At 66.2% G+C, this 19,153-nt stretch carries 16 protein-coding genes; 7 read left to right on the top strand and 9 right to left on the bottom strand.

Features of this window, described 5'->3' with window-relative positions; genetic code table 11:
- Positions 1 to 2: 2 nt before the first annotated feature.
- Entirely contained in the window at positions 3 to 1,289 is a 1,287-nt protein-coding gene (locus tag FG99_RS06830; protein ID WP_043268355.1) for a murein hydrolase activator EnvC family protein, read from the bottom strand.
- Positions 1,290 to 1,396: 107 nt separating this feature from the next.
- Positions 1,397 to 2,932 (bottom strand): 2,3-bisphosphoglycerate-independent phosphoglycerate mutase, encoded by a 1,536-nt coding sequence (gene gpmI, locus FG99_RS06835; protein ID WP_043268357.1) that lies wholly within the window; start codon positions 2,930 to 2,932, stop codon positions 1,397 to 1,399.
- Positions 2,933 to 3,077: 145 nt separating this feature from the next.
- Between gpmI and FG99_RS06840 the strand changes: the two genes are divergently transcribed.
- The 3 genes from FG99_RS06840 to secB are packed head-to-tail and all read left to right on the top strand — an operon-like array spanning position 3,078 to position 4,282.
- Complete coding sequence (locus FG99_RS06840) at positions 3,078 to 3,500, top strand: rhodanese-like domain-containing protein (protein ID WP_009613821.1); 423 nt, start codon at positions 3,078 to 3,080, stop codon at positions 3,498 to 3,500.
- A gap of 1 nt (position 3,501) precedes the next feature.
- The gene (gene grxC, locus FG99_RS06845) at positions 3,502 to 3,756 is read left to right on the top strand and encodes a glutaredoxin 3 (protein WP_009613820.1); all 255 of its coding nucleotides are present in this window, start codon (positions 3,502 to 3,504) and stop codon (positions 3,754 to 3,756) included.
- A gap of 40 nt (positions 3,757 to 3,796) precedes the next feature.
- Positions 3,797 to 4,282, top strand: a complete 486-nt coding sequence (gene secB / locus FG99_RS06850) for a protein-export chaperone SecB (protein WP_009613819.1) — start codon at positions 3,797 to 3,799, stop codon at positions 4,280 to 4,282.
- 601 nt (positions 4,283 to 4,883) lie between these two features.
- On the opposite strand, the gene FG99_RS06855 is transcribed toward secB, so the two are convergent.
- Positions 4,884 to 5,255, bottom strand: a complete 372-nt coding sequence (locus FG99_RS06855; protein WP_051878571.1) for a hypothetical protein — start codon at positions 5,253 to 5,255, stop codon at positions 4,884 to 4,886.
- A 76-nt stretch (positions 5,256 to 5,331) separates the two neighbouring features.
- On the opposite strand from FG99_RS06855, the gene trmL reads away from it, so the two are divergent.
- Positions 5,332 to 5,793, top strand: a complete 462-nt coding sequence (gene trmL / locus FG99_RS06860) for a tRNA (uridine(34)/cytosine(34)/5-carboxymethylaminomethyluridine(34)-2'-O)-methyltransferase TrmL (protein WP_009613817.1) — start codon at positions 5,332 to 5,334, stop codon at positions 5,791 to 5,793.
- 537 nt (positions 5,794 to 6,330) lie between these two features.
- Here trmL and ntrC read toward each other — a convergent pair.
- The 4 genes from ntrC to FG99_RS06880 form a co-directional block, all read right to left on the bottom strand.
- Positions 6,331 to 7,761: a two-component system response regulator NtrC gene (gene ntrC / locus FG99_RS06865; RefSeq protein WP_009613816.1), complete on the bottom strand. Its 1,431-nt coding sequence runs from the start codon at positions 7,759 to 7,761 to the stop codon at positions 6,331 to 6,333.
- Positions 7,758 to 8,840, bottom strand: coding sequence for a nitrogen regulation protein NR(II) (glnL, locus tag FG99_RS06870; RefSeq protein ID WP_009613815.1), 1,083 nt, complete (start codon positions 8,838 to 8,840; stop codon positions 7,758 to 7,760). The genes ntrC and glnL overlap by 4 nt, the downstream gene beginning before the upstream one ends.
- Positions 8,841 to 9,070: 230 nt before the next feature.
- The gene (locus FG99_RS06875; protein WP_043268361.1) at positions 9,071 to 9,625 is read right to left on the bottom strand and encodes a DUF4124 domain-containing protein; all 555 of its coding nucleotides are present in this window, start codon (positions 9,623 to 9,625) and stop codon (positions 9,071 to 9,073) included.
- Positions 9,625 to 10,170 carry a DUF4124 domain-containing protein gene (locus FG99_RS06880; protein WP_043268363.1) on the bottom strand — a complete coding sequence of 182 codons (546 nt, stop codon included), beginning with the start codon at positions 10,168 to 10,170 and terminating at the stop codon, positions 9,625 to 9,627. Before FG99_RS06880 ends, FG99_RS06875 begins: the two co-directional genes overlap by 1 nt.
- Before the next feature lie 335 nt (positions 10,171 to 10,505).
- Between FG99_RS06880 and FG99_RS06885 the strand changes: the two genes are divergently transcribed.
- On the top strand, positions 10,506 to 11,276 hold the full coding sequence (locus FG99_RS06885) for a bactofilin family protein (protein WP_043268365.1): 771 nt from the start codon (positions 10,506 to 10,508) through the stop codon (positions 11,274 to 11,276).
- A gap of 15 nt (positions 11,277 to 11,291) precedes the next feature.
- Here FG99_RS06885 and FG99_RS06890 read toward each other — a convergent pair whose 3' ends face one another.
- Together FG99_RS06890 and glnA are read right to left on the bottom strand one after the other, a co-directional pair.
- Positions 11,292 to 13,517 carry a mechanosensitive ion channel domain-containing protein gene (locus tag FG99_RS06890; RefSeq protein ID WP_371263860.1) on the bottom strand — a complete coding sequence of 742 codons (2,226 nt, stop codon included), beginning with the start codon at positions 13,515 to 13,517 and terminating at the stop codon, positions 11,292 to 11,294.
- Positions 13,518 to 13,949: 432 nt separating this feature from the next.
- Positions 13,950 to 15,359, bottom strand: a complete 1,410-nt coding sequence (gene glnA, locus FG99_RS06895; RefSeq protein ID WP_009613809.1) for a glutamate--ammonia ligase — start codon at positions 15,357 to 15,359, stop codon at positions 13,950 to 13,952.
- A 332-nt stretch (positions 15,360 to 15,691) separates the two neighbouring features.
- On the opposite strand from glnA, the gene thiI reads away from it, so the two are divergent.
- Positions 15,692 to 17,197 (top strand): tRNA uracil 4-sulfurtransferase ThiI, encoded by a 1,506-nt coding sequence (thiI, locus tag FG99_RS06900; protein WP_043268369.1) that lies wholly within the window; start codon positions 15,692 to 15,694, stop codon positions 17,195 to 17,197.
- A 130-nt stretch (positions 17,198 to 17,327) separates the two neighbouring features.
- Positions 17,328 to 19,148, top strand: coding sequence for a translational GTPase TypA (typA, locus tag FG99_RS06905; RefSeq protein ID WP_009613807.1), 1,821 nt, complete (start codon positions 17,328 to 17,330; stop codon positions 19,146 to 19,148).
- The last annotated feature ends 5 nt before the right edge of the window (positions 19,149 to 19,153 follow it).

Consider the following 19,153-nt stretch of genomic DNA (forward strand, 5'->3'; position numbering starts at 1 on the left):
GCTTATCCTTGCGTGCGACACCAGGTAGTGGGGTCCGTCGGGCGGCCCTGATGACGAATGGCGAAATACACCGCCGGAGTCTCCTGCCCGCCGCTGGTGCCGACGGTAGCGATGGGATCCCCGGCCTTGACCGTATCCCCGGCGCCTTTCAGCAGACTCTGATTATGACCATAAAGGCTCAGGTATCCACCACCGTGGTCGAGGATAACCAGTAGCCCGGCGCCGCGCAGCCAGTCGGCGAACACCACCCTGCCGCCATGCACGGCGCGTACCGTGGCGCCTGCGCTGGCGCCGATCAGCACGCCGTCCCAGGTGGCGCGCGGGTCGTCGCCGCGCGGGCTGCCGAAGCGCGCCAGGATGCGCCCGTTGACCGGCCAGGGCAGCTTGCCGCGGGTGGCGTCGAAGGCGCCGCCAAAGCCGGCGCCGCTGGATACCAGCGGGCCGCTGTAGTCCGCGCGGGGCTTGGGTTTCACGCTGCCGCCGCTGCTGGCCGTCTCGCGTTCGCGGCGGGCGCGCTCGCGTTCGGCGGCCAGGGCGCGCTGGCGCGCTTCCTCGGCTTCGCGGGCCTGGCGGGCGAGGGTTTCCTCGATGGTCTTGAGCACCTTGTTCAGCTCGGCCTGGGCCTGCTGGCGGTCCTGCAGCTTGCGGTTGCTGTCGCTGTAGTCGCTGTTGAGCTTGGCCAGGGCTTCCTGGCGCTGCTTGCGCACTTCGGCCAGTTCCTGGCGGCGGGCCTCGAGGTCCTGCTGCTGGGCCAGTTGCTGGCTCTTCTGCGTGGTGATGTCGCGCTCGACGTTCTCCAGCTGGCGCAGTGTCTCGTTGAAGGCGTTGAGCTGTTCCAGGCGCGCGCGGTTGATGTAGTCGTAGTAGGTGAGGGTGCGGCTGAACTTCTCGGGATGTTCCTGGTTCAGCAGCAGCTTGAGGTATTCCTCGCGGCCGCTCTGGTACGCGGCGCGGGCCTGGATGCCGATCAGCCGCTGCTGTTCAAGGCGCGCGCCCTGGAGTTTTTTTTTCTCCTCGTCCAGGCGCTGGAGCTCCTTTTCGCTCTTCTCCAGCTCCTCCTGCAGCGCTTTGACCTGCTTCTCCAGGTCGCCCATCTGGGTTTCGGTGGACTTGAGCTGCTTCTGCACCCCGGATTTCTCTTCCTGGATGCCGCTGAGGGTCTTCTTCAGCTCGGCGATGTCTTTCTGCGTCCGCTCGATCTGCTTCTGGGTGTCGGCGCGTTCGTCGGCGACGACCGCCAGCGGGCTCAGCAGGCAGATCAGCAGCAGGGAGGATAGGGCGCGATGCATGGGGTGGCGGGCACCTGGAGGCGGAATCGGCCTAGTATGCATAAAAAAATCGTTACAAGCCGCAAGCGGCGAGTGAAAAGCATCACGCCGCCTGCAGCTCGCGAGGGTCACTCCAGGGTGACGATGGATTTGCCGGTCATCTCGGCCGGCACCGGCAGGCCCATCAGCGTCAGCATGGTCGGCGCCACGTCGGCCAGCACGCCGCCTTCGCGGATGCTCAGCTTGCGCTTGCCGACGTAGATGAAGGGTACCGGCTCGCAGGTGTGCGCGGTGTGCGCCTGGCCGGTGCTCTCGTCTTCCATCTGCTCGACGTTGCCGTGGTCGGCGGTGATCAGGGCCTCGCCGCCGACCTTGTCCAGCGCCGCGGCGATGCGCCCGACGCAGGTGTCCAGGCATTCCACGGCCTTGACCGCGGCCTCGAACACGCCGGTGTGGCCGACCATGTCGCCGTTGGCATAGTTGACCACGATGACGTCGTAGCGCTGGTTTTCGATGGCCTCGACGATCCTGTCGGTGACTTCCGGCGCGCTCATTTCCGGCTGCAGGTCGTAGGTGGCGACCTTGGGCGAGGGGATGAGGATGCGTTCTTCGCCCTCGAACGGCTCTTCGCGGCCGCCGGAGAAGAAGAAGGTGACGTGGGCGTACTTCTCGGTCTCGGCGATGCGCAGCTGGGTCTTGCCGTTCTTGGCCAGGTATTCGCCGAGGACGTTGTCCAGCGACTCGGGCTTGAACGCGCTGGGCGCCGGGATGTTCGCCGAGTACTGGGTGAGCATCACGTACTCGGCCAGGTGCAGCTCGCGCTGGCGCGGGAATTCCTTGAAGCCCGGCTCGACGAAGGCGCGCGACAGTTCGCGGGCGCGGTCGGCGCGGAAGTTCATGAACACCACGGCGTCGCCATCCTCCACGCGCACCTGTTCGCCGATGCGCGTGGCCTTGACGAACTCGTCGCTCTCGCCGCGCTCGTAGGCGGCGTGCAGCGCGGCCACGGCGTCGTCGGCGGTGAATTCGGCGGCGCCTTCGGTGATCAGGTTGTAGGCGGCTTCGACGCGGTCCCAGCGGTTGTCGCGGTCCATGGCGAAGTAGCGGCCGATGATGCTGGCGGTGCGGCCCTTGCCGATGCGGGCGAAGGCCTCGTCGACCAGCTTCAGCGACGGCTCGGCGCTCTTGGGCGGGGTGTCGCGGCCGTCGAGGAAGGCGTGCAGGTAGATTTTCTGCGCGCCACGCCGGGCGGCCAGTTCGGCCATGGCGACCAGGTGGTCCTGGTGGCTGTGCACGCCGCCATCGGACAGCAGGCCGAGGATGTGCACGGCCTTGCCGGCGCCCACCGCCTTGTCCACCGCGCCGGTCAGCACCGGGTTGTCGAAGAACTCGCCGTCGCGGATGGCCTTGGTCACGCGGGTGAAGTCCTGGTAGACGACGCGCCCGGCGCCGAGGTTCATGTGGCCGACCTCGGAGTTGCCCATCTGCCCGTCCGGCAGGCCCACGTCCATGCCCGAGCCGGAGATCAGGCCGTGCGGCTGGGTGGCCAGCAGGCGGTCGAGATTCGGCTTCTTCGCGGCGAAGATGGCGTTGTACTCGGGGCTGTCGCTATGGCCGAAGCCGTCCAGGATGATCAGGACCAGGGGTTTGGGCGATGCTGTCATAGGTGCGGCTCTTTCCAAAACGGGGGTCAGAAAAGGATCGGCATTTTACCGTCTGGGTGCGACGGGCGCCATGATTGGCAGGGTTCAGCCGTCAGGAGGGCGCGTGTATACTGGCCGGCATTTTTACCTGTGGATGCCTTGCGCCATGTCGTCGTTCCTTCCCCGTCTGATCGAATTCGCCACCCATCACTACCTGCTGGTCGGCGCCCTGGTGGTGCTCCTGGTCCTGCTCGCGCTGCACGAGCTGAACAAGGCCGGCCGCGCGCTGTCGACCCGCGAGCTGACCGCGCTGGTCAATGCCGAGCAGGGTGTCGTACTGGACATCCGCCCGAGCAAGGAGTTCTCCGGCGGCCACATCTCCGGCTCGCTGAACATCCCGGCGGACAAGCTGAACAGCCGCATGAGCGAGCTGGACAAGCACAAGGCCAAGACCATCATCGTGGTCGACGCCATGGGCCAGCACGCGGGTACCTGGTGCGGCGTGCTGAAGAAGGCCGGCTACAACGTGGCCAAGCTGGGCGGCGGCATCGGCAGCTGGCGCGGCGACAACCTGCCCCTGGTGAAGTGAGATGCAGGCGGTTCTGATATACACCACGGCCTGGTGCCCCTACTGTATCCGCGCCAAGGCGCTGCTGGACAAGAAGGGCGTGGCCTACGAGGAGATCGGCGTGGACGGCAAGCCCGACCTGCGCGCCGAAATGAGCCGCAAGGCCGGCCGTACCTCGGTACCGCAAATCTGGATCGGCAGCACCCACGTCGGCGGCTGCGACGATCTGTACGCGCTGGAGCGCGCGGGCAAGCTGGATGCGCTGCTGTCGGCGTGATCCCCTTATTACTGCAAACGAGCCATAAGAAGGTCCTGAAATGACTGAGCAATCTAGCAACGGCGCCAACGAGCAAGAAAACGGCCCGCAGTTCTCCCTGCAGCGCATCTACATCCGCGACCTGTCCTTCGAAGCGCCGAAGGCTCCGGAAATCTTCCGCCAGGAATGGCAGCCGGCGATCAGCATGGACCTGAACACCCGCCAGAAGCAGCTCGACGGCGACTTCTACGAAGTGGTGCTGACCGTTTCGGTGACCGTGAAGAACAAGGACGACGTGGCCTTCATCGTCGAAGTGCAGCAGGCCGGCATCTTCCTGATCAAGGGCCTGGACGCTTCCAGCATGAGCCACACCCTGGGCGCCTTCTGCCCGAACATCCTCTTCCCCTACGCCCGCGAAGCCCTGGACAGCCTGGTGGTGCGCGGCTCGTTCCCGGCGCTGATGCTCTCGCCGGTGAACTTCGACGCCCTGTACGCCCAGGAAATCGCCCGCCTGCAGGCTTCCGGCGAGATTCCTTCGGTCCAGTAAGGTCCGTCGTAGCGAAGAAAGGCGCCCGAGGGCGCCTTTTCTTTTGCCCATCCGATAGCGAAGCGCTCTTCGTAGGATGGGTTGAGCCTTGGCGAAACCCATGCGGTCATGGCGATGGGTATCGCTTCGCTCAACCCATCCTACGGGGAGATCAGGGCCGGCGCGTTCAACTTTGGTGCGCGTGCACTAGCAAGGCGCCTTCTCGGCCAGCCTGTGCGGGCATTTCGGCCATGCCTTTTGTGCCAGGGAATTCACTTGCAGATTTGCTGCAGGTCCCATGAATACTGGCCTGCACGGCTGTTCAGCATGGGGAACCCAGCCCGTCGACAAAACTGGCACAGCCCCTGCAATAGTCCCAATAACGATTTCGGGGGCCTCGGTACAGGCAGGCTGGGGAAACCCCACTTTTACACAAGGCGCGCCGCCGCGGCCCGATGCGGTGGAAGGCGTGAACGGTTCGGGGGTCCTGGTACAGGCAGGCCGGGGAAACCCCCTTTTTACACCGGAGGTTCGCGATGCGGCCTCCGCCCCTTTCGGGGCCCTCGGTTCAGGCAGGCCGGGGAGTCCCCTTCTTTCTTCCCGAGGGTGGCCGCCGGCGCCCTCAGCGCAGTTGCGGATGGACCCGCAGCACCCAGTCCCCGTCCTTCTCTTCGCTGTCCCAGCTACCGCCCAGGTGGCGGGTGGAGAGCAGGGTTATCCACAGTTCTCCCTCCCGGGTTTCCACGCGCCAGCGCAAGGGTTGGCCGTCCAGGCGCATCTGGCCCTCGGCGGCCGCGCCCGCTGCCCGCACGCGCAGCGCCAGGGCGCCCTCGATCTGCCCGGCCTCGACCCTGGCACTCTGGTCGAAGCGCAGCAGCAGGGCGCCATCCTGCGCCCGGACGGCGAGCAGATGCGGCTCGCCCGGCGTAGGGCCGGTGAGGCGGCCGAGCATCAGGCCGATCATCAGCCCGCCGATGGCCAGCGCCGAAAACACCCGCAGCCACGGCCGGGGCCGCACATCCGCCGACGCGGGAGTAGAATGCCGGCCGTCCTCAGGCCCGGAGCGCTGCATGTTCCACGTCATCCTCTTCCAACCGGAAATTCCACCCAATACCGGCAACATTATCAGGCTCTGCGCCAATTCCGGCTGCAGCCTGCACCTGATCGAGCCACTGGGCTTCGAACTGGACGACAAGCGCCTGCGCCGGGCCGGGCTGGATTATCACGAATATGCCCCGGTGCAGCGCTATGCGAGCCTGGAGGAATGCCTGGAGAAGCTCGGCCACCCACGCCTGTTCGCCTTCACCACCAAGGGCTCCCACGCCTTCCACGAAGTGGCCTACCAGCGTGGCGACGCCTTCCTGTTCGGCCCGGAAAGCCGTGGCCTGCCGGAGGAAGTGCGCAACGCGCTACCGCCGGAGCAGCGCCTGCGCCTGCCGATGCGCCCGGATAGCCGCAGCCTGAACTTGTCCAACACGGTCGCCGTGACTGTCTATGAAGCCTGGCGCCAGCTCGGCTTCGCCATGGATTGAGCAGCGATTGATCGATCCGGCGCAGGGCCCGTGGGGCCTGCGCCGCAGCCATTCATCCCAAGGTTGTCCACAGGTGGGCGCACAGCGGTTGTGGGCAACGTGGGAAATCCTGCACAGAATTCAGCCGGGGCTGTAAGGGGCGCGGGGCCTGGGCTGCGGGGGGATCGATCCCCGGGCTGTGCACAGGGTTATCCACAGGTTCTGGGGGTATTTTCGTGAAGGGTGTTCTGCCGATCGAGACGGTGCGTGTCCTGAAGAACGCCCTCTCCCTAACCCTCTCCCTGAAGGGAGAGGGGACCGTTCGGAGTGCTCGGGTGTTTCGGCGTTAGCCGGCTTGTACCGAGCACCCGGCTGACACCAAATCCCCTCTCGGCACGGACAAGCCCCCTCTCCCTTCAGGGAGAGGGTGCTCTTCAGGGCGCACACCATCCCCACCGGCAGAACTCCGTTCGCGAGCAAACTCGCTCCTACAAGGTGCAAGAACACTCCCCCACGAAAAAGGGACCCGCAGGCCCCTTCGATCGCTCCAACGGCGCTTCAGTCGTCGCCTTCGTCGTCCGGGCCGTCCACTTTCATGCCCAGTTCCTTGATCTTGCGCGTCAAGGTGTTCCTTCCCCAGCCCAGCAGCACGGCGGCGTCGCGGCGGCGGCCGGCGGTGTGCTTCAGGGCGGTCTCGATCATGATCCGCTCGAAGGCCGGCACGGCGCTGTCCAGCAGGCTCGACTGGCCGCGGCCCAGGGCCTGGTCGGCCCAGTGGCGCAGGGCCTGTTCCCAGTTGGCCGCCGGCAGGCTGTCCTGGGGCTGGGTCAGCAGCTCCGGCGGCAGGTCGTCGATGTGCACTTCGCGGCCGGAGGCCATCACGGTGATCCAGCGGCAGGTGTTCTCCAACTGGCGCACGTTGCCCGGCCAACCGAGGTTCTTCAGGTAGTCCTCGGTCTCGGGCTTGAGCAGCTTGGGCTCCACCGCCAGCTCTTGCGCGGCGCGGGCGAGGAAGTGCCGGGCCAGCGCCGGGATGTCCTCGCGGCGGTCGGCCAGGCGCGGGATGTGGATGCGGATGACGTTCAGGCGGTGGAACAGGTCCTCGCGGAACTTGCCCTCGCGCACCAGGTTTTCCAGGTTCTGGTGCGTCGCGGCGATGATGCGCACGTCGACCTTCACCGGGGTGTGGCCGCCGACGCGGTAGAACTCGCCGTCGGCCAGCACGCGCAGCAGGCGCGTCTGGGTGTCGGCCGGCATGTCGCCGATCTCGTCGAGGAACAGGGTGCCGCCGTCGGCCTGCTCGAAGCGCCCGCGGCGCTGCGCGGCGGCGCCGGTGAAGGCGCCCTTCTCGTGGCCGAACAGTTCGGACTCCATCAGGTCCTTGGGGATCGCCGCCATGTTCAGCGCGATGAACGGCTCGGCCGCGCGCGGGCTGTGGCGGTGCAGGGCGTGGGCGACCAGTTCCTTGCCGGTGCCCGACTCGCCGTTGATCAGCACGGTGATGTTGGAGTGGCTGAGGCGGCCGATGGCGCGGAACACCTCCTGCATCGCCGGCGCTTCGCCGATGATCTCCGGGGTGCGCGCCTGGTTGGCCGGCGCCTCCAGGCCCTGCTGCTCCTGGGCGTGCTGGTTGGCGCGCTTGACCAGGGACACGGCCTCGTCGACGTCGAACGGCTTGGGCAGGTATTCGAAGGCGCCGCCCTGGTAGGAGGCCACTGCGCTGTCCAGGTCCGAATGGGCGGTCATGATGATCACCGGCAGGCGCGGGTGCAGCTCGCGGATCTGCGCCAGCAGGTCGAGGCCGCTGGAGCCGGGCATGCGGATGTCCGAGATGATCACGTCCGGCTGCTGCCGGCCGAGGCGGTGGATGACGCTATCGGCGTTCTCGAAGCTGACGGTGGTCATGCCTTCCTGTTGCAGGGCTTTTTCCAGTACCCAGCGGATGGAGCGGTCGTCGTCGACGATCCAGACGGTCTCTGAACGGCTCATGGGTGGTGCACTCCTTGTTCCAGGGGCAGGAACAGACTGAATACGGTGTGGCCGGGGTGGCTCTCGCATTCGACCAGCCCCTGGTGCTGGCTGATGATGTTCTGGGTGATGGCCAGGCCCAGCCCGGTGCCGTCCGGGCGGCCGCTGACCATGGGGTAGAAGATGGTGTCCTGCAGCTCGGCCGGGATGCCCGGGCCGTTGTCGATGATCTCCACCTTGCACACCAGGCGGTGGCGCGTGTGGCCGATGGTGAACTGGCGCAGGGTGCGGGTGCGCAGGGTGATGCGGCCCAGGCGCAGTTCGTTGTGCGCGGCGATGGCCTGCATGGCGTTGCGCACGATGTTGAGCACCGCCTGGATCATCTGCTCGCGGTCGAGCAGCAGGTCGGGAATGCTCGGGTCGTAGTCGCGGATCAGCGGGATGCTGCCCTGGGTCTCGGCGCCCACCAGGCTGCAGACGTGCTCCAGCACTTCGTGGATGTTGGTCACCCGCAATTGCGGCAGCTTGTTCGAGCCGAGCATGCGGTCCACCAGGTTCCGCAGGCGGTCGGCCTCTTCGATGATGACGTTGGTGTAGTCCTTGAGCGACTCGTCCGGCAACTCGCGGGACAGCAGCTGGGCCGCGCCGCGGATGCCGCCCAGGGGGTTCTTGATCTCGTGGGCCAGGCCGCGCACCAGCAGCTTGGTGGTTTCCTGCTTGGACAGCTGGGCCTCTTCCTTGGTGATGCGCATCAGCCGGTCGCGCGGGTGCACTTCCAGCAGCAGCAGGGTCTCGCGGCGGTTGAGGATGGGCGTCACCGCGTAGTCGACGGTGATGCTCTGGCCGGTGAGCGAGGTCAGCGTGGCTTCGCGCTTGGTGAAGGGGTGCGCTTCCTCCACCGCCTGGCGCAGCGACTGCAGGGCCTCCTGGGATTCGGTGAACAGCTCGCTGATGAACTGCCCGTGGCTACGTTGGCCGCTGACCGCCAGGAGCATCTCGGCGGCCGGGTTCATGTACTCCAGGCGCAGTTCGGCGTTGAGCAGGATCACCGCCGTGGTGAGGTTGTCGAGCAACAGTCTGAGCTGGGTTTCTGTAGGCATGGCGGACAGGCGTTCCAAGGTTGGGCAGGAAAATGCAAAAAGCAAACCAAGCCCCGAAAAGACGCGCCAGGCCGCGATCTGCGCCGACTCGTGGCATTTCCTCAAGGAAAACGGGCCGTCAGCGTGACCCGAAATGGGGAGAGTATAGAAAGTGGTGCAGGCAAGCGCACCAAAGTGGTGCGCATCTTCGGGGAAGGCTTCTTAAGAGGGCGTGCGAAAATTCGCTGGGTTCAGGGGCGCGATGCCAGGGCGGGCCGCTCGCCGGCGTCGCTTTCGGCGACCGATACGCGCTTCATGTGGAACGGCTGGTTGGGCGTCTGTTCCAGGGTCTGGCCGCGCTGGTCGAGGATCTCCACCGACAGCTGGTGGGTGCCGCGATCGAGGTTGTGCAGGGGGAACACCGGGCTGCGGCTGGGCTCGCCCACCGGAACGCCGTCGAGGAACAGCCGGAAGCTGTGCCCGGGCAGTAGGTTGGGGTCGCTGGAGACGGTGACGATCAGCTCGCCGTTGTTGGCGCGGACGGTGGCGTCGGGCTCGGGCACCAGGATGCGCAGCACCTGGTATTGCGGCGGTTGCGGCGGCAGGGCCGAGGCGGCGGGCGCGTACAGCGGCGGGGGCATGTTCGGCATGCCGTTGGGCGGCGCCAGGTTCAGGCGCTGGGCGTTGCTGCGCTTGGGCTGGTCGGTGAAGACGCGGTTGCCGTCCTTGTCGATGTAGGTATAGACCTCGGCGCTGGCCTGGAACGCCGCCAGCAGGAGCAGGCCGAGCAGCAGCGGGCGTTTCATCAGTTGCCGCTCCTCGGCATGGGCCTGACGCGCGCGGGGCTGTTGGTGCTGATGCGCTGCAGGGTGAAGTTCACCGGCGCGCTGGACTGCAGCACACGGTCGCCCTGCACCACGTCCACCGAGAGGCTGTGGTCGCCGCGTTCGAGGTTGTTCAGGCTGAAGCGCGTGGAGCTGCTGGGCGCGCCGTAGGGCTGGCCGTCCAGGCGCAGTTGCAGGCGGTCGCCCATGGCCAGTTGCGGCTGGATGGCCACCTCGACGTCGAAGTTGCCGTTGTTGGCGCGCAGGGCCTCCTCGTCGGGCAGCCCGGTGATGGCCAGGATGGCGTAGCGGGCCTGGCGCTGCTCGCCATCGCCGCTGCCCATGGGCGCGCCGGGCTGCTGGGCGCCCACGGTGTTGGTCGGCGGCAGTTCCACCGGCTTGGCGTCCACGCCGCTGGGCGGCTGGTTGGTGAATACCGTCTTGCCGTTGGCGTCGGTGTACTTGTAGATCTGCGCGCTGGCCGGCACGGCCAGGGCGAGCAGCAGGCAGAGGACTGGCACGCGCATGCGTGATCTCCCGGAAGACAATGGGCTAAGCCTTGCATCGGCGCCGACGGGTGGCAAGTGAAACGCCATCACGCCGCCGGGTTTGCGCGGGAGTTAACAGTGCGCAGCCGACGGAGTGCTGCTGCTTTTGTCGAACTTATTTGATATCTAGCGTGGTTTCGTTGTTGATCTCTGCGTTTTCTGACAAATGTCAAGGGTACTTCCCGGGGCATGGCTTGAGATAGGCGCACCGAATCGTACGCGCGCCCCTTCGCCGGGGCGCCCGGAGTGAACGCCATGTCCATCCCTTCGCCACGCCGCCTGCGGGCCGGCCCCTTCAGCGGGAGGCGCCGAGCATGACCCTCCTGCTGCCGCTGTTCATCGCCCTGCTGCTGGTGGCCTTGCCGCGCCTGTTGCCGCTGCCCGTCGTCAGCACCGTCAGCGTGCCGGCCGGCGCCGCCGCGGCCACCTGGCACGCCTGCGAACTGCCCGAGCCGCCGTCGTTGCCGAAACCGCAGGCCAGCACGGCGCCGAACAACCTGCTCTACCTGCCGCTGGGCCTGCACCCGGCCGATCGCTGCCTGCACGGGCCGCTGGTGGTGGAGGGGCTGGTGCGCATCCGCCCGCCGCTGCAGTTCTGGCGCATCTGCGCGGGCGAGATCCGCTTCGGCGACTGTTCGCGCACGCCGACCGGGATCGTCGCTGCCGGCAGCGGCCGGCGCCAGGTCGAGGAGGGCGAGTACCGCGTGGCTGCCGGCGGCTGCCAGGAAGGCGACCTGCTGGTGCGCGGCGACCTGTACCTCGGCCGCTATTCCCGCGTGCTCGGCTCGGTGCGGGTCGAGGGTGGCGTGTGGATGGACGAAGGCGCGGAAGTGGCCGGCGCCATCCTGGCCCGGGGTTCGGTGCGCGTCGGCCGCCGCTCGCGCGTCGCCGGGCCGCTGAGCGCCGGGCGCAGCGTCAGCCTGGGGCGCGATTGCGTGGTCGGCGCGCAGGGCTCGCCGACCAGCATCAACGCCGAGCGGGTGCGGATCAACGAGGGCTGCAAGGTCTATGGCCAGGTGACGGCCGAGAACGGCGCCCAGGTCAACGCCCGGGCCGGCGCCGAGGCCCCGCGCGAGCCGGTCTGAACCGCGCCGGCGGCCTCAGATGCCGCCGTCGGCGGGCTCGGCGTGGTCCTGCGGGCCTTCCTCGCGCGGCTTGCGCATGCGTGAGAGCTGCACGTTCAGGCGCGGCATGGCCAGTTCCAGCCCGGCTTTGTCCAGCTTCTGGCGCAGGCGCAGGTTGAAGGCGCGCTGCACTTCCCACTGGCGGATCGGCGCGGTCTTGAAGCGGAAGCGCAGGATCGCCTGGCCGTTGTCGAAGCTCTCGACGCCCTGCATTTCCAGCGGCGACCAGATCGCCCGGTTGATGGTGCGGTCGTTGCGCAGCTCGCCGGCCACGTCTTTCACCAGCGCCAGGGCGTCGTCGATCGGCATGCTCGCCGGCACCGGCCAGCGGAACATGGCGTAGCCGAACTGCCGCGAGTAGTTCTTGATGCTCTTGATCTCGCTGAACGGGATGGTGTGCACCACGCCGTCCAGGTCGCGCAGGCGCACGGTGCGGATGGTCAGGCCCTCGACCGTGCCGAGGTGGCCGCCGACGTCGACGTAGTCGTCGATCGACAGCGAGTCCTCGATGATGATGAACAGCCCGGTGATCAGGTCGGCCACCAGCGACTGCGCGCCGAAGCCGATGGCCAGGCCGATGACGCCGGCGCCGGCCAGCAGCGGCGTGACGTTCATGCCCATGTTGGCCAGCGCGACTATCAGCGCGATCACCGCGATGGTGATGAACAGCACGTTGCGGATCAGCGGCAGCATGGTCAGCGCGCGGGTGTTGGCGCGGTTCTTCCCGCCCAGGCCGAGGCTGTGCTGCACCGCGGTGTCGGTGAGAATCCAGATCAGCCAGGCCACCAGCAGGGTGCTGCCGAAGCTGATCAGCTTGAGGCTGATCTGCGAGCCGTCGCCCTCGGCGAAGCCGATCAGCGACATGCCCCAGACGCGCAGGCCCACTTCCAGGAACACCAGCAGGGTGGCCAGGTGCAGCAGGGTGTAGCCGAAGTTCTGCAACTGCTCGATGTAGGGCGCGCTGCGCCGGCTGCTGCGTTGCGCCGAGCGCAGGTGGGCGCGGCGGATCAGGCCGTTGACGGTCATCGCCACCACCGCGATCAGCGCGCACAGCAGGGCCCGGCGCAGGGCGTAGCTGCTGTCGCCGGCGGTGACCACGGTGGCGAACAGCGAGATGCCCACCAGCAGCAGGACCGGCACGTACCACAGCGAGCCGACCAGCTCCACCAGCTCGTGCAGGCTGCGGCGCTTGAGGCGGCGCTCCAGCGGCTGGTTGCGGATCAGGTGGGCGATGGGCCGGCGGAACTGCAGGACGAACAGGGCGGTGAACAGCGCGGCGCAGATGTTCGCCAGCGAGCCCACGGTCAGCGCGGTGTTCTGCCCGAGGCTGTCGGTCACCCGCGGGTCGTGCATCACCTCGCCCAGGGCGGCCAGGCTGCCGATCAGCCACAGCGGGCGGAAGGCGCGGCGCCGCAGGATGTCCAGGGCGCGCGTGCGGTGCGGGCCGCCGAGCAGCGACAGGGAGATCACGCAGAGCGCGGAGAACAGCGTGCCGCACACCAGCACGTAGGCGATCACCATGGCCAGCAGCTTGCCCAGGGAGCTGGGCAGCACCACGGAGAGGTACACGGTGATCAGGAAGGCCACCAGCCAGGGCCCCAGCTTGCGCAGGGCGAACAGCAGCAGGTCGCGGGTCTTGGGGTGCTGCGGCAGCTCGTCGGCCAGGCCGAAGCGCTCGCGCATGCGCCGCGCCAGCCAGCGCAGGCCCAGGGCCAGGCAGGCCCAGAGGAGGAGCACCAGGGAGAAGTCGAGGATCATCCCCGGCCATTCCTGCCAGGACGGCGTGCGCTCCTGCAACTCCACGCCGGCCTGCTGGAACAGGCCGCTCCAGCGCAGTGTCGGGCTGTTGGCGCCTTCGAAGCGCTTCTCCAGGCTGCCCAGGGTGTCGCCGAGCAGGCCGAGCACGCCGCTCTGGTCCTCCGCGCCCTTCTTGGTGGCGTCGCGCAGCTGCTTGAGCTTCTTCAGCAGGTCGCTGCGCTGCTGGTCGTTCTCCAGGGTCTTGATCACCTGGTCCAGCGACTGCTGCAACTGCGCCTCGCTGACCTTGGCGTCGCTCCCGGTCACGCCGGGGATGCTGGGCAGCGCGGCGGATGCCGGCCCGGCGAGGAGCAGGCCCAGGCTGAGGCAGCACAGCAGCAGGAAGCGGCGAAGAAGATCGGTCACGAACGGGCACTCCGGAGCAGGCGAAACTCGGCACATCATACAGATGCCGGGGGCTGAGCCGAATTGGAGGGGGGATGCTCGCTTTGTAGGAGCGAGCTTGCTCGCGAATGGAGTTTCCAGGTGGCCTGGGGGGCGGTTTGACTCCGCTCCCTCTCCCCAGCCCTCTCCCTGAAGGGAGAGGGGGCTAGTCCGTGCCGAGAGGAGGAATGGTTTCAGTCGGACACCAACGGCGCTGCCGGCTGACTCAGGAATATCCAAGTACTCCAAACGGTCCCCTCTCCCTTCAGGGAGAGGGTTAGGGAGAGGGCGCTCTTGAGGATGCACACCGCCCCCAACGACAGGACACCGTTCGCGAGCAAGCTCGCTCCTACGAAAAGCAGCAACCCTGCGCACGCCCAATAAAACACACCCAATAAAAAAGGCCTCCCGAAGGAGGCCTTAATGTTGCCGCTACTTATAGGTATTCGTGGATCAGACGCTGTAGTACAGGTCGTATTCCAGCGGGTGCACGAAGGTGCGCACCTTGATTTCTTCCTCGGACTTCAGCTCGATGTAGGCATCGATGAACTCGTCGGTGAACACGCCGCCCTTGGTCAGGAACGCGCGGCCCTTGTCGAGTTCTTCCAGCGCCTCTTTCAGGCTGCCGCAAACCTGCGGGATTTCCTTCGCCTCTTCCGGCGGCAGGTCGTACAGGTTCTTGTCGGCGGCATCGCCGGGGTGGATCTTGTTCTGGATGCCGTCCAGGCCGGCCATCAGCAGCGCGGCGAAGCACAGGTAGGGGTTGGCCGCCGGGTCCGGGAAGCGCGCTTCGATGCGGCGGGCTTTCGGGCTGGTGACGTAGGGGATACGGATCGAGGCGGAACGGTTGCGGGCCGAGTAGGCCAGCATGACCGGGGCTTCGAAGCCCGGGACCAGACGCTTGTAGGAGTTGGTCGACGGGTTGGTGAAGCCGTTCAGGGCCTTGCCGTGCTTGATGATGCCGCCGATGAAGTACAGGGCGGTGTCGGACAGGCCGGCATAGCCTTCGCCAGCGAAGGTGTTCTTGCCATCCTTGGAGATGGACATGTGCACGTGCATGCCCGAGCCGTTGTCGCCGTACAGCGGCTTCGGCATGAAGGTCACGGTCTTGCCGTAGGCGTCGGCGACGTTGTGTACGCAGTACTTCAGAGTCTGGACTTCGTCAGCCTTGGCCACCAGGGTGTTGAACTTCACACCGATTTCGTTCTGGCCGGCGGTGGCGACTTCGTGGTGGTGAACTTCGACCACCAGGCCCATTTCTTCCAGGGCGTTGCACATGGCGGTACGGATTTCGTGGTCGTGGTCGACCGGCGGTACCGGGAAGTAGCCGCCCTTCACGCCCGGACGGTGGCCCTTGTTGCCCGACTCGATGTCGGCGTCGGTGTTCCAGGAAGCCTGCTCGGAGAAGATCTTGAACATCGAGCCGGAGATGTCGGACTTGAACTTCACTTCGTCGAAGATGAAGAACTCCGGCTCCGGGCCGACGAAGACGGTGTCGCCGATGCCGGTGGACTTCAGGTATTCCTCGGCACGCTTGGCGATGTTGCGCGGGTCGCGCTCGTAGCCTTGCATGGTGCTCGGCTCGATGATGTCGCACACCAGGATCAGGGTCGGCTCTTCGGTGAACGGGTCCAGCACGGCGGTGCTGTCGTCCGGCAGCAGGATCATGTCGGAGGCTTCGATGCCTTTCCAGCCGGCGATGGAGGAGCCGTCGAACATCTTGCCGGCTTCGAAGAAGTCATCGTCCAGCGCGTCGCGGGCCGGCATGGTGACGTGCTGCTGCTTGCCTTTGGTATCGGTGAAGCGCAGGTCTACCCACTTCACGTCATGGTCTTTGATCAGTTGGTGCGACTTGTACGACATGCTGTCCTCCAGGAGGGATTAGAGCTGGGAGCTTTCTGTGCCCCAGTATCGGGTGATGCCGGCCGGAATACTCCGCCAGGGCAACCTGCCTCACAAGAGAGCAAGTAGCGTGCCAGTGCCCGATTTTGGACAGGGCCCCGCGCTACAGGGCTTTGCGCACGGTAGCTGGCGCGAATGACGGAATTGTTGCACCGATTTGGTGCTACACAATGGTGCATGCGTCCATTTTGGTGCACCAAAAAGAATCTGCGCTCGACTGCTCAAGTCTTGAGCAATTTCAGGTATAATTCCGCCCCTTTTTTTCGTCCCTTCGGGCTCGTGCCTTTTCTCGCATGAAACTCATCGTCAAGGTCTTCCAGGAAATCACCATCAAGAGCCGGCCGGTGCGCAAGCGCTTCATCCGCCAGCTCGCGAAGAACATCCGCACCGTGCTGCGCGACCTGGACCCGGCGCTGCTGGTCGAGGGCGAGTGGGACAATCTTGAAGTGGAAACCCGGGTGACCGACGCCAAGGCCCTGCGCGAGATGATCGAGCGCCTGACCTGCGTGCCGGGCATCGGCCACTTCCTGGAAGTGCACGAATACCCGCTGGGCGACTTCGACGACATCCTCGAGAAGTGCAAGCAGCACTTCGGCCACCTGCTGCCGGGCAAGGTCTTCTCCATGCGCTGCAAGCGCGCCGGCAAGCACGCCTTCACCTCCATGGACGTGGAACGCTACGTCGGCGGCGGCCTGCGCCAGCACTGCGGCGCGGCCGGGGTATCTCTGAAGAACCCGGAAGTGCAGGTGCGCGTGGAAATCCGCCACGACCGTCTGTACGTCATCCATGCCCAGCACGAGGGCCTGGGCGGCTACCCGCTGGGCGCCCTGGAGCAGGTGCTGGTGCTGATGTCCGGCGGCTTCGACTCCACCGTGGCGGCCTACCAGATGATGCGCCGCGGGCTGATCAGCCACTTCGTGTTCTTCAACCTCGGCGGCCGCGCCCACGAACTGGGCGTGATGGAAGTGGCCCACTACCTGTGGGAGAAGTTCGGCCGCTCGCAGCGCGTGCTGTTCGTCAGCGTGCCCTTCGAGGAAGTGGTCGGCGAGATTCTCACCAAGGTCGACGACAGCTACATGGGCGTCACCTTGAAGCGCATGATGCTGCGCGCCGCCAGCCGCGTGGCCGAGCGCCTGGAGCTGCACGCGCTGGTCACCGGCGAGTCGATCTCCCAGGTGTCCAGCCAGACGCTGCCGAACCTCTCGGTGATCGACCGGGTGACCGACACCCTGGTGCTGCGCCCGCTGATCGTCAGCCACAAGCAGGACATCATCGACACCGCGACGAAGATCGGCACCGCCGAGTTCGCCAAGCACATGCCCGAATACTGCGGCGTGATCTCGGTGAACCCGACCACCCAGGCCAAGCCCTACCGCGTCGAGCACGAAGAGACCAAGTTCGACATGGCCGTGCTCGACCGCGCCCTGGAGCGCGCCACCCAGATGACCGTCGACCGTGTCATCGACGAGCTGGGCAAGGACCTGCCGGTGGAAATGGTCGACGAGGTGCTCCCCGGCCAGATCGTGGTCGACATCCGCCACCCCGACGCCCAGGAAGATGAACCCCTGGCGCTGGAAGGCATCGAAGTGCTGGCCATGCCGTTCTACGCGATCAACAGCAAGTTCAAGGAACTGGACCCCAACCGCCAGTACCTCCTGTATTGCGACAAGGGCGTGATGAGCCGCCTGCACGCCCACCATCTGGTCAACGAAGGGCACACCAATGTGCGGGTCTACAGGCCCGTTGGGCAGCTGCAAGCTGTAAGCGGCAAGCTGCAAGAGAAGAGCGGTCCCGCATGATCCTGTGCCGCATCAGTCGAAACGCAACCTGGCGCAGGCATCCTCCGGACGTCCGTACCTGAACGATATTTCCACCTGCTTGCCGCTTGTGGCTTGCAGCTTGAAGCTACTTTTTACCGAGACAGACACCGTGATCGAAAATCTCCGCAACATCGCCATCATCGCCCACGTCGACCATGGCAAGACCACCCTGGTGGACAAGCTGCTGAAGCTGTCCGGCACCCTCGACCGCAAAGAAGCGGAATCCGAGCGCGTGATGGACTCCAACGACCAGGAAAAGGAACGCGGCATCACCATCCTGGCGAAGAACACCGCGATCAAGTGGAACGGCTACAACATCAACATCGTCGACACCCCCGGCCACGCCGACTTCGGTGGCGAGGTGGAGCGTGTGATGAGCATGGTCGACTCCGTGCTGCTGGTGGTCGACGCCCAGGACGGCCCCATGCCGCAGACCCGCTTCGTGACCCAGAAGGCCTTCAAGGCCGGCCTGCGCCCGATCGTCGTGGTCAACAAGATCGACCGCCCCGGCGCGCGTCCGGACTGGGTCATCGACCAGATCTTCGACCTGTTCGACAACCTCGGCGCCACCGATGAGCAGCTCGACTTCCCGATCGTCTACGCCAGCGCCCTGAACGGCATCGCCGGCATGGACCACGAGAAGATGGACGACAACATGGACGCCCTGTTCCAGGCGATCATCGACCACGTCCCGGCCCCGGTGGTCGACGTCGACGGCCCGTTCCAGATGCAGATCTCGCAGCTGGACTACAACAGCTTCCTCGGCGTGATCGGCATCGGCCGCATCACCCGCGGCAAGGTCAAGTCCAACACCCCGGTGGTGGCGGTCAGCGACGACGGCAGCAAGCGCAACGGCCGCATCCTGAAGATCATGGGCCACTCCGGCCTGCAGCGCGTCGAAGTGCCGGAAGCCGAAGCCGGCGACATCGTCTGCGTCTCGGGCATGGAAGAGCTGTTCATCTCCGACACCCTGTGCGACCCGCAGAACGTCGAGGCCCTGCCGCCGCTGACCGTCGACCAGCCGACCGTGAGCATGACTTTCCAGGTCAACGACTCGCCGTTCGCCGGCAAGGAAGGCAAGTTCGTCACCAGCCGCAACATCAAGGAGCGCCTGGAGAAGGAACTGCTGCACAACGTGGCCCTGCGCGTCGAGCAAGGCGACAGCCCGGAGAAATTCAAGGTCTCCGGCCGTGGCGAGCTGCACCTGTCCGTGCTGATCGAAACCATGCGCCGCGAAGGCTTCGAGATGGCCGTGGGCCGTCCGGAAGTGGTGATCATCGAGAACGAGGCCGGCGAGAAGCAGGAGCCCTACGAGAACGTCACCATCGACATCGAAGAGCAGCACCAGGGCTCGGTGATGGAACAGATGGGCCTGCGCAAGGGCGATCTGAGCAACATGATCCCCGACGGCAAGGGCCGCGTGCGCCTGGAATACACCATCCCGGCGCGCGGCCTGATCGGCTTCCGCAACAACTTCCTGACCCTGACCTCGGGCACCGGCATCCTGACCTCGACCTTCAGCCACTACGGCCCGATCAAGGCCGGCGAAGTCAGCAACCGCCAGAACGGCGTACTGGTCTCCATGGCCACCGGCACCGCGCTGACCTACTCGCTGGAAACCCTGCAGAGCCGCGGCAAGCTGTTCCTCGGCCCGGGCGACGAGATCTACGAAGGCCAGCTGGCCGGCATCAACAGCCGCGACAACGACCTGGTGATCAACCCCACCAAGGGCAAGAAGCTCGACAACATGCGCGCGTCCGGCAAGGACGAAGTCATCGCCCTGGTTCCGCCGATCCGCTTCACCCTGGAGCAGGCGCTGGAATTCATCGCCGACGACGAACTGGTGGAAGTGACGCCGAAGTCCATCCGCCTGCGCAAGAAACTGCTGAACGAGAACGACCGCAAGCGCTACGAACGCGCCAAGGTCTGATCCCG

It is taken from the genome of Pseudomonas sp. AAC, from assembly GCF_000725445.1.
Classification (GTDB): domain Bacteria; phylum Pseudomonadota; class Gammaproteobacteria; order Pseudomonadales; family Pseudomonadaceae; genus Pseudomonas; species Pseudomonas citronellolis.